1 pseudogene is annotated in these 424 nt (G+C 74.1%); it reads right to left on the bottom strand.

Annotation, left to right across the window (positions count from 1 at the left end):
- Nucleotides 1–424, bottom strand: a pseudogene (locus V2J85_RS40855) (hypothetical protein); the annotation flags it as partial.

Below are 424 nucleotides of genomic sequence, written 5' to 3'. Positions count from 1 at the left end.
AGTTGGAGCCGCGCCTTCGGGTAGCTCCGGCCGCTGGCCCTGCAGGCGAGCCGGGGACCGGCCGACACGCTGTAGCGCTTGCAGTCGGCGCAGGGCTTCAGCGTGACGGCGCCGGTGACCGGGCCGGTGTAGAGGACCTCGACCCCGTTGGGCGCGTCATTGCTGATGACCAGCTCCATCCGGGGCCCGCCGGGGCTCCCCGACGGCGGCAGCCGCTTGCCCGCCGCCGGCCGGGCGGCGGCTATCTCGGCGGCGATGGCGGTCTTCCGGGCCTGCGCGGCCCGCTCGTCACCCTTGTACGAACGGGCGAAACCGGCCAGCGTCGTGCGGGCCTCGCCGAACTTCTTCTGCTCGAACCGGTCGATTCCGCAGGCGTACGTCCCGTTCCGGATGCCCCGGTCGGCCTTGGCGCCGAGCGCCGGGA

It is taken from the genome of Streptomyces bugieae (assembly GCF_036352915.1).
Taxonomy (GTDB): Bacteria; Actinomycetota; Actinomycetes; order Streptomycetales; family Streptomycetaceae; genus Streptomyces; species Streptomyces endophytica.
Note: the sequence above shows the minus strand (reverse complement) of the source record. Positions and strands in the feature narration are given on the sequence as shown.